10 protein-coding genes and 1 tRNA gene are annotated in these 8,846 nt (G+C 46.3%); 8 read left to right on the top strand and 3 right to left on the bottom strand.

The window, feature by feature from the left end; translation table 11 throughout:
- Nucleotides 1-139: 139 nt before the first annotated feature.
- Nucleotides 140-221 (bottom strand) — tRNA-Leu (locus MoGM_RS00515).
- A gap of 365 nt (nt 222-586) precedes the next feature.
- On the opposite strand from MoGM_RS00515, the gene MoGM_RS00505 reads away from it, so the two are divergent.
- Complete coding sequence (locus MoGM_RS00505) at nt 587-1,534, top strand: DUF362 domain-containing protein (protein ID WP_233210080.1); 948 nt, start codon at nt 587-589, stop codon at nt 1,532-1,534.
- 239 nt (nt 1,535-1,773) lie between these two features.
- The gene (locus MoGM_RS00500) at nt 1,774-2,865 is read left to right on the top strand and encodes a mannose-1-phosphate guanylyltransferase (RefSeq protein WP_104368285.1); all 1,092 of its coding nucleotides are present in this window, start codon (nt 1,774-1,776) and stop codon (nt 2,863-2,865) included.
- Between the two features lie 216 nt (nt 2,866-3,081).
- Here MoGM_RS00500 and MoGM_RS00495 read toward each other — a convergent pair whose 3' ends face one another.
- Both MoGM_RS00495 and greA read right to left on the bottom strand, forming a co-directional pair.
- Nucleotides 3,082-3,483, bottom strand: coding sequence for an HIT family protein (locus MoGM_RS00495; RefSeq protein ID WP_104368284.1), 402 nt, complete (start codon nt 3,481-3,483; stop codon nt 3,082-3,084).
- A gap of 83 nt (nt 3,484-3,566) precedes the next feature.
- Nucleotides 3,567-4,031 carry a transcription elongation factor GreA gene (gene greA, locus MoGM_RS00490; protein WP_104368283.1) on the bottom strand — a complete coding sequence of 155 codons (465 nt, stop codon included), beginning with the start codon at nt 4,029-4,031 and terminating at the stop codon, nt 3,567-3,569.
- A 673-nt stretch (nt 4,032-4,704) separates the two neighbouring features.
- On the opposite strand from greA, the gene MoGM_RS00480 reads away from it, so the two are divergent.
- From MoGM_RS00480 to MoGM_RS00455, 6 genes are all read left to right on the top strand, one after another.
- A complete protein-coding gene (locus MoGM_RS00480; protein WP_146078594.1) occupies nt 4,705-5,292 on the top strand; it encodes a hypothetical protein in 588 nt (195 codons plus the stop codon).
- A 30-nt stretch (nt 5,293-5,322) separates the two neighbouring features.
- Complete coding sequence (locus MoGM_RS00475) at nt 5,323-5,643, top strand: hypothetical protein (protein WP_146078593.1); 321 nt, start codon at nt 5,323-5,325, stop codon at nt 5,641-5,643.
- 185 nt (nt 5,644-5,828) lie between these two features.
- Nucleotides 5,829-6,500 carry a hypothetical protein gene (locus tag MoGM_RS00470; protein ID WP_104368279.1) on the top strand — a complete coding sequence of 224 codons (672 nt, stop codon included), beginning with the start codon at nt 5,829-5,831 and terminating at the stop codon, nt 6,498-6,500.
- 46 nt (nt 6,501-6,546) lie between these two features.
- Nucleotides 6,547-6,858, top strand: coding sequence for a hypothetical protein (locus MoGM_RS00465; RefSeq protein ID WP_104368278.1), 312 nt, complete (start codon nt 6,547-6,549; stop codon nt 6,856-6,858).
- 228 nt (nt 6,859-7,086) lie between these two features.
- On the top strand, nt 7,087-7,650 hold the full coding sequence (locus tag MoGM_RS00460) for a C13 family peptidase (protein WP_104368277.1): 564 nt from the start codon (nt 7,087-7,089) through the stop codon (nt 7,648-7,650).
- Between the two features lie 209 nt (nt 7,651-7,859).
- Nucleotides 7,860-8,360, top strand: a complete 501-nt coding sequence (locus MoGM_RS00455; protein ID WP_104368276.1) for a C13 family peptidase — start codon at nt 7,860-7,862, stop codon at nt 8,358-8,360.
- The last annotated feature ends 486 nt before the right edge of the window (nt 8,361-8,846 follow it).

Raw genomic sequence — 8,846 nt, 5'->3', positions numbered from 1 at the left:
ACTATACTCTTGATACTCTCTCCCGCCCACCGGAAAAATCCGCTGACCCAAAGTTCCATCCATTAGGATGATTGGGAACATCTCTGAAAAAATGAAAAAGCTAAGTGATTGATTTCTCAATACTTAGCTTTTATCTTCGTACCCAGACCCGGGGTCGAACCGGGACGGATTGCTCCACTGGTGTTTGAGACCAGCGCGTCTACCGATTCCGCCATCTGGGCTTTGTTTGCGGGTGCAAAGATACATATAAAATCCGAAACGGCAAATTTTTTGTGAGGAAAACTTGGCCGGTAATGTAAAAATGGTTGTTTAATCTGTTATCGGTTTATTTGCCAATTGCCCGTTTTTCTTTATCTTTGCACAAAATAGATGCATCCCGGTAATATGAGACAAGTTTCATTATGCTCTATGTGCGCTGTCTTTTCGGCGGGTGTGTCGTGCGTGTGTAGATGTGCCGGTGGTGGTGATTGTGTCGTGCGGCGCTTATCGCGTTCCTCGTTCGATATAATCGGTTTCAAACCGAAGTCCATGTGTCTGAATGTGTTTGTATAATGATTTGAAAACGATATTACAATTATTTATGATTATGAAGAGAATACTGTTGTCATTGGCAATGATATTGCCGGCGTTGGCATCTTTCGCTCAGTCAAAGGTGTATTTCACGAGTGATATAAGTCCGGAGGCTCTCGTGCGGATATATGAGGCCGTGGGACGGAAAGCCGAGGGGCGTGTGGCCGTGAAGATAAGTACGGGAGAGGCGGGAAATCCCAATTATCTCAAGCCCACGTTGATAAGAAATCTTGTCGACAGGGTCCATGGCACTATTGTGGAGTGCAACACCGCTTATGGCGGGAAGCGGAATACTAACGCCGCCCATTGGGAGACGATAAAGGCACATGGTTTCGATTCGTTGTTTGCCGTCGATCTTCTGGACGAGGACGGTGAGATGAAGATACCTGTGAGGGACCGAAAGCATTTGAAGTACGACATAGTGGGCAGTCATCTCGCACGTTATGACTTCATGATAAACCTCGCCCATTTCAAAGGTCATCCCATGGGAGGACTCGGCGGGGCCCTTAAGAATGCGAGTATAGGCGTTGCCTCGGCCAATGGAAAGGCTTATATCCACACTGCCGGATATCAGGAGAAGGTGGAAGGACTGTGGGACCATGTCAGCGACCATGATGGATTTCTTGAATCAATGGCCGCCGCCGCTCAGGCTGTGGATGATTATTTTGGTGGAAATACGCTGTATATAAACGTGATGAACAATATGACTGTCGATTGCGACTGTGTGGCGAGGCCCGAACCGGTGAGACTTAAAGACGTGGGAATACTGGCGTCGACAGATCCTGTGGCGCTCGACCAGGCTTGTGTCGACATTATTTTCAATATAAAGCCGTCGGCCGGCAACGACAACAAGCCGCTGACAGAGAGAATAAAGAGCCGTCATGGTACGCATACGATAGACCATGCGGAGAAAATCGGACTCGGAAGCAAGCAGTATACGATTATTGATATAGACAAGAAATGATGTACGTAAAGAAAGACTAAGCAGCCGTTTGCTGGTTTGTGATATCCTTGAATAGATACGGATTTTTCATACTCGGCCTGATGCCTGTATGGTTTATCCGGCGGCTTGGCGTTTTTATGCTCTCCTTATGAAAAAAGTCTTTCAACGCGGCCTTCGGTCAATTATTATAAATCCTTAAAATCTTTGTCCGTGTCGGTTATAATGATTAACTTCGTACCAAATTTAGAACTAATACAGACATGGAATTTAACAAGGATAATTATTGCGTGATACTGGCCGGAGGCAAGGGACGCAGGTTGTGGCCTTGCAGCCGCGACAAGTATCCCAAGCAGTTCATGGACTTTTTCGGTTTCGGTCGTACGCAATTGCAGGCCACTTATGATCGTTTTGCCGGGATACTGCCTGTCGAGAATATTATTGTCTGCACGAATATGGAGTATGCCGATATTCTGAGAGAGCAGTTACCGCAGGTACCCGAGGCCAATATCGTGGTTGAGCCGGTGGCCCGCAATACGGCACCGAGCGTGGCCGCGGCCGCCATGAGGATATATGGGAGAAACAGTGAGGCCCGGGTGATAATAACACCGTCAGACCAGTTTGTGCAAAACGAGAAGGCTTTTGCCGACAATGTGTGTCGGGGACTTGACATAGTAGGTGGAAATGATATTATGCTCTCCATGGGCGTGAAGCCTACGCGTCCCGAGCCGGGATACGGCTACATACAGCTCGGTGAGCGGCTTGACGGCAGTGAGGTTTACAGGGTGAAGTCTTTCACCGAAAAACCGGAACGCGATTTCGCCCGTATGTTCGTCGAGAGTGGGGAGTTTTATTGGAATACGGGAATGTTTGTTGCCAATGTAAGGTACTTCGGTCATACTCTCAGCACGATGTTCCCCGATATTCTCAGTGTGTGGGAGTCGGGAATGAGCGGCAAGTCGCTTGGCGACGCGATGCCTTTCATCACTGAGAACTACTCTTCTTTCCCCAATCTGTCCATAGATTACGGCATATTTGAGCGTGTGGACAACGTGTGTGTGATGACGTGCGACTTCGGATGGGCCGATCTCGGCACGTGGCATTCTGTATACGAACTGATGCACAAGGGCGATGGAGACAACGTGCTGATAAATACCGATGCTGTTTTGGAGGATTGCAGTGATAATGTGATAAAGCTCCAGGAGGGCAAGCTCGCCGTGATAAACGGACTCAACGGTTATATTGTGGCGGAGAAAGACAACGTGTTGTTTATCTGCAAGAAGGGAGATTCGTCTTCGTTGGTGCGTAAATACGTGAATGAGGTGCAGATGAAATACGGTGATGATTTTATATAGAATGTGTGAACGGCTTGATGCCGTTCATATGTGTTAAGAACATAAAGGCACGTTTTTTTATCTGTCAAAAAGATAAAAGAACGTGCCTTTATGTTTCTGTCAAGTCCTTTCGGATTGCTGCCGTTTTTTTGCCCAGCCGTATTGACAGGCATGGCCTGAGGTCACTTCCCTGTGGCATCGCCATATATCGGTAATGACGGGCGCTGATGTATCATATCATAGTTTCTCAAACTCTTCTCTAATGCTTTTTGCGATACTCTCGAACTCATCCTTATCGAGCTTGAGCTTGGGATTAGAGAAAACCATGTCTTTTTCCGACCTCATCGGCACAAGGTGAATGTGTGCGTGTGGCACTTCAAGGCCGAGCACGGCCATACCCACTTTTCTGCATGGAAAAACTGTCTTTATGGCGCGAGCCACCTTTTTTGAGAACACTGTCATTTCCGCCAGTTCGTTGTCATCCAAATCGAAGATGTAATCTTCTTCTCTTCGCGGTATCACGAGAGTATGTCCTTTCACGAGCGGATTGATGTCGAGAAAAGCGTAGAATTTTTCATTCTCTGCACATTTGTAGCTCGGAATTTCTCCGGCTGCAATCTTTGCGAATATTCCTGCCATGCGTCTGTTACTGTTATATGGTGAGAGATGTCTGTCTTTTTGTTTTTCGGCAATCCTGTCTTGGAGTATAATTGCCGGACTCTTTAAATGGAGATATTGTCTATTCTCAGTTTGATCGTGCCTCTAGGTATGGTTATCTCTACCTCGTCTCCCACCTTCTTGCCCAGCAGTCCCTGTGCTATCGGTGTCTTTATGGATATTTTTCCTGCGCGCAGATCGGCCTCGTTTTCACTCACGATGGTGTATGCCATTTTAGACTTGGTGGTCAGGTTTGTCATTTCCACCTTGCAAAGTATCTGCACCGCGTCTGTGCTCAGTCTCGAAGTATCGATGATTTTCGCTTCCTGGATGGCCAGTTTCATCTGGTTTATTTTATCTTCGAGATGAGCCTGAGCCTCTTTGGCGGCGTCATATTCGGAATTTTCACTTAGGTCGCCCTTGTCGCGGGCCTCAGCAATGGCGGCCGATGCCTTCGGACGCTCCACGCTTTCCAAGCGCTTTAACTCGGCTATCATCTTGTCGTAGCCTTCTTGTGACATGTAAGCCATAATTTTTTCTTTTTATTGTTGTTAATGAATACTTTTAAGGATGTATCAAAAAAAATAAAGAATTCCAACACGCTTGATGCCGGAATCCTCATCTCCAATTATCTTTTCGTATATCCTTCGTTGCAAAGATAGTCATTATTTTTGAATGTGCCAAATCGGCGGATGTTAAAATTTGCTTTTCCCATGGAAAGCGATACCCTCTGTTCTAATGAAATGGCGTGGGGGATGCCTTATATTTTATTATGTATGTTTTTCCTATCGGCATTGACGTTATTTTTTTTTGGTGTAATTCTTTTCAGATGAAGATAATTTTAACTATAGAATTGATTTAAGTCAAGAAAGTGTATGTTTAACACCTTAATGTCTGTGTATCTGTGTTCTTTTTTTGAAAAATAGTCGTATATTTGCAACGTGTTTTTCATAGTATTAGATTTAAGGTTAACAAAGGTTGGGTCTCAGCGGAGACCCTTTTTTATTTTTATCCGATAGTCTTTTCGTTGGCCATGACTGTGGTTGCGCTGGCTCCGTCTTGCAGCAGCGATGATGGGTTGGCGGGCAGTATCGAATTTATTGATTGCGGTTCTGATGCCGCAATCAGTTTTTTTTATCCCGTCAGGTTGTTCCGCACTGCTGATTATAAATATACGGATAAATGATTAAGAACAAGAGACAAATGAAAAGGAAATATCGGTTATTTATTTTAATGTTGTTTGCTGCTGTGTTTGCCATTACTGCTTGCGTAGACAACAACGATGGCGATTATGACGGCTCGGGAGAGGAACTTACCGGGGCTAATCACTGGGGATTGAGTGATGCGGAGTGGGCAGAATGGCTGAAACAGGAGGCGCTTCAAGCCGATTCGATGAATATCGCTTACATATTGCGTCAATTGTGTGATATAGAAGAGGATGCGCTGGGCAACAAGAAGTACACTCCTAAATACGGTGAGATACTGGATTTGGTGCGTCTAGGGGTGTATACGTTGGCCGATAGTACGGCAGAAGAAGCCGAGAAACGATTTTGGTGGTTGTTGCCAGGTACACTTTCCGATAGCCTTCAAGCCAATTTTCCCGGCAGGTTGGAGTATGTCACAGCGAATGGCTCTGTCAGATACGAGCCCGGTGACGGTGTCGACGCATTGGGAACGATATATATAGATATTCCGGAGATACCCGAGGTAGAGAAGATAATGATAATTCCTTTCAATTATTGGCCTGATAACGATAGTTCTTCGCCATTCACGATAGGTTTGGTATGGTAGGAAAAAAGCACTGGATACAAGTATGTTTGCGTGAGAGAACGCAGTGGAGGGCAGATGGGAATAATGGTGACTTACGATGGCGGATGGAGCGGTCTTGATTATTGGAAAGGCAGGGATGGTGCCCTTAGAGATACTTATAGTAGCTGGATATACGACAATCTGTCGAGCGAAGCGGCGGCAAAGGCGCTTGACGCGTTGGTTGGATATAATACAGATAAGGCTCGCGCGGCTTTCGCCGCGATGGGACAAAGCGGTTATTTCAGGCCTGGATCAGGCGATGCGCGCTATTATGCCACATCGAGAAGCGGGAAAAATTCCATTGGGGACCGTTGGATTATCATTATACATTAAAAATTTATAGTGCGTCAATCGGAGCGGACAAATTTATAACCATAGAATGGAAGACATGTGATGGTACCACTTACGATTTGCGTAATAGGCAAAATTATCTTATGTACTCTAAGGAGTTCGACTATATGGATTCTGGTAAGAGGGATACGGATTGGAACCGTATAGCAAAATAACCTTGTTCGTATATGCGTATATATTATTGGGGTATTGCCTTCGGTTTATGCCTGTTGACGGCCTGTGATGATGTTGATGCCATTTTCATACCTGAGGAGCGGGCTGAAGCCGAGGTCACGGTGGTCTGTTCGATAAACGGGCCGGGCGACAATGGATATAATGATGCCGCCCTCCGTGGAGTGATCGGGTTCGGGCAGCGCACCGGTACACAGCTGTCGATAATCCATCCTGCCGATACGGATGAGGCCGTAAGGGTAACGGAAGAGTGGAAGAGGAGCACTGCGGGCAAGCGTCCCCGTTTGCTAATCTTGGCCGGGAGCGACTATGAAACTGTCGCACGTGAACGATGCGGCGGGCTGGCGGATAATCAGAGAGCGCTATTCTTTGAGGGTGGCTGGGGCTTGCTAGATCGTGTAAGTACGTTCAGTATATGTCGTAACGGTACCGCTTATCTGGTGGGATGCATGGCGCAAGGATGCCCCGAGGCCCATATCGTGAAAGCGTGTCTCGGCGACATGGTGGTTGAAGAAGCCGCGTCGGCGTTTGCTTCCGGATATATGAAGTATAGTGCAGGCGGTTCGCTTGAAGTACACACGCTGGCTTCAGACTACACAGGCTATGCAATGCCCGACAGCACCTATAGAATGATGGCGAGGGTAGATGCCGACAATCCCTGCGGATGATTTTACTTTCCGTTTTGGCCACTGAACTCGGTCTTGCGATGGAAATGTGACATACGTGGATGAAGATGGGCTGCGTCAGGCTGTCGCTATGCAGGTGAATGACCGTCGTCTGTGGAACAAGGCGCTGATATTCGTGCCTGGAAGCGAAGAGTTCTCTGTTGTTTTCGATGATGAGTTGGGCAGGCTCAAAGCGGCAGGAGGGCCGGCTTTCACTTTTCCGTCTCTGCTTTGTGCGGACATGATGTATTCAAATACGCTCGAAGGCAGATTGAAGGCTATGGAATACGAAGGAGTGTTGCCCACGGCCGGATCCTGTTTCAGGATTTATCAGCGCTTTCAAGGCGCGATTCGACATTGATCCGGCTGGCGGTGATGCGCACTTCTACGACGCTTTGTTGCTGACGGCTTATTCTATCGCCACGATGCAAGCATCAGGAAAGACTCTCGATGGAGGTGGAGTTTTAAATGCCGCTATATTGCAGACTGTGGACGGGCGTGATGCTTGGAATGGCAGTTGGATGCCCCGTCAGACATGCACACGGCATTCGCCATGATTGCCAATGGCCGGCATCCAGACCTGCGCTGAGTGACGGGGGACTGGACATTTGACATTAAATCACATGCCAGTGTGCTCAACACCACATATAGCCATTGGATTATGGTGGACGGGAAATATCACACATTGGAGTATCTTTCGCCCGATGGTGACGGCAGAACGACAAGCACTTTGCAGGCCTGGGACTGGCAGATACGACATATGCAGACATTCGATGAGAATCAGCCGGATATCGTTTACGGGCCGCAAGAGGAAAACAGGGCGGTGATCGTATCTACAAGCGACACATGGAGCAACTACCGCCATCAGGCCGATGCGCTGGCTATGTATCAGTTGCTGCGCCGTCACGGTTATGATGGCAGGCATATAGTGTTCATTTCCGAGGATAATTTCGCCTTTCACCCTAATAATCTGTACAGGGGAGAGATACGGGTGCGGCCGGACGGTGAAAATTTATACCATGATGTTGTCGTAGACTATCGTCTGAGTGATATAACCATTGCAGACCTCAAAGAGATAATGCTCGGTAATAAGGCATATCCCGAGGTGCTGGATGCCGATGAACGGGATAATGTTATTATTGGTGTCCGGTAAAACTTTTCAATGTATTTTTCGCCATTCTGTTTGCCGGATAGCTGATGTAACCGCTGTACAGGAGTACTGAAATCACAAGAAAATGGCATATATGACCTTTATATAGCCATTCTAACGAAGTTCATGCGCTTATATGTTGGTGGATGTTTCAAAAGTAAGGCGCGTTTTACCGGATAGCCAACTTGGCTTGCCCCAAAGAGGGCTTGTCCATGAACAAAACCAGAAGGAATAAGTGCTATGACATGTTTACCGGACACCAATATAATGTTATAGTGTTTTGGTGCGGTCATGGTGGTTGGAACCGTTTGGCATGGGGTGATAATACCATAAAGGGCAAAGATGTGCGCGGCATATTGGCCGCCATGCACAATGTCGGACGGTATCGGCGTATGTTATTCGTAATTGATGCATGTTACAGCGGGAGTATCGGTGAGGCTTGCTTGGGTCTACCGGGAGTATTGTTTGTAACGGCAGCAAATGCAGACGAGCCGTCTAAGGCAGATAAGAAAGGCATTGACATGGGAGTATGGCTTTCAAACGGTTTCGCACGTGCCTTTCATGAAACAGTGGACGAAAGGCCGGATATAACACTGCGGGACTTGTACTACATACTTGCCCGTAATACCGTGGGCAGTCATGCCACTATATACAATGCGGAATGTTACGGCAATCTTTTCCACTTAACGATGGGTGAGTATCTTAACAGATGATGGCGGATATAACGACCAATTAATATTTGTTGTTATGTTGGCGGGATAAAAATACGGCACTATAAAATATTTACAAGATACTGTTTACGATTTTGTGTGGCACGGTCTAAAATTTTTGTGTAAATGAAAAATGTTTTATAGTGCCGCCTTTTTTCGCATAAAATTCAAGGCCGTGCACACAGAATTTTGGATAGTGTCATCAGGACAGGGCATGTTTTATAGTTCAATACACGGATTTTCTTTTTTGCGTAGACATGATAAAAAACGAAGTTTTGTATCAAACTATTGCGGTGCGTCTCAAAAGTTAGTCACAAAACTTTTTTGCTTGCTTTTTACAGTATGCCCCTCTTTTTTTATATTGTCCGTTTACAAGAAATTGTATATCGTATGGTTTATGGCAGTCCTATTTTTCATTTATAAAGAAGATTTTTGCCATTGTCTCTTTATATATTATATATGTGTAATTAGTATTTGGACTTGCTTTGT

Source organism: Prevotella sp. MGM1, assembly GCF_002933775.1.
Classification (GTDB): Bacteria; Bacteroidota; Bacteroidia; order Bacteroidales; family Bacteroidaceae; genus Prevotella.
The sequence above is the reverse complement of the archived record's forward strand: the minus strand, read 5'-3'. Positions and strand labels throughout refer to the sequence as shown.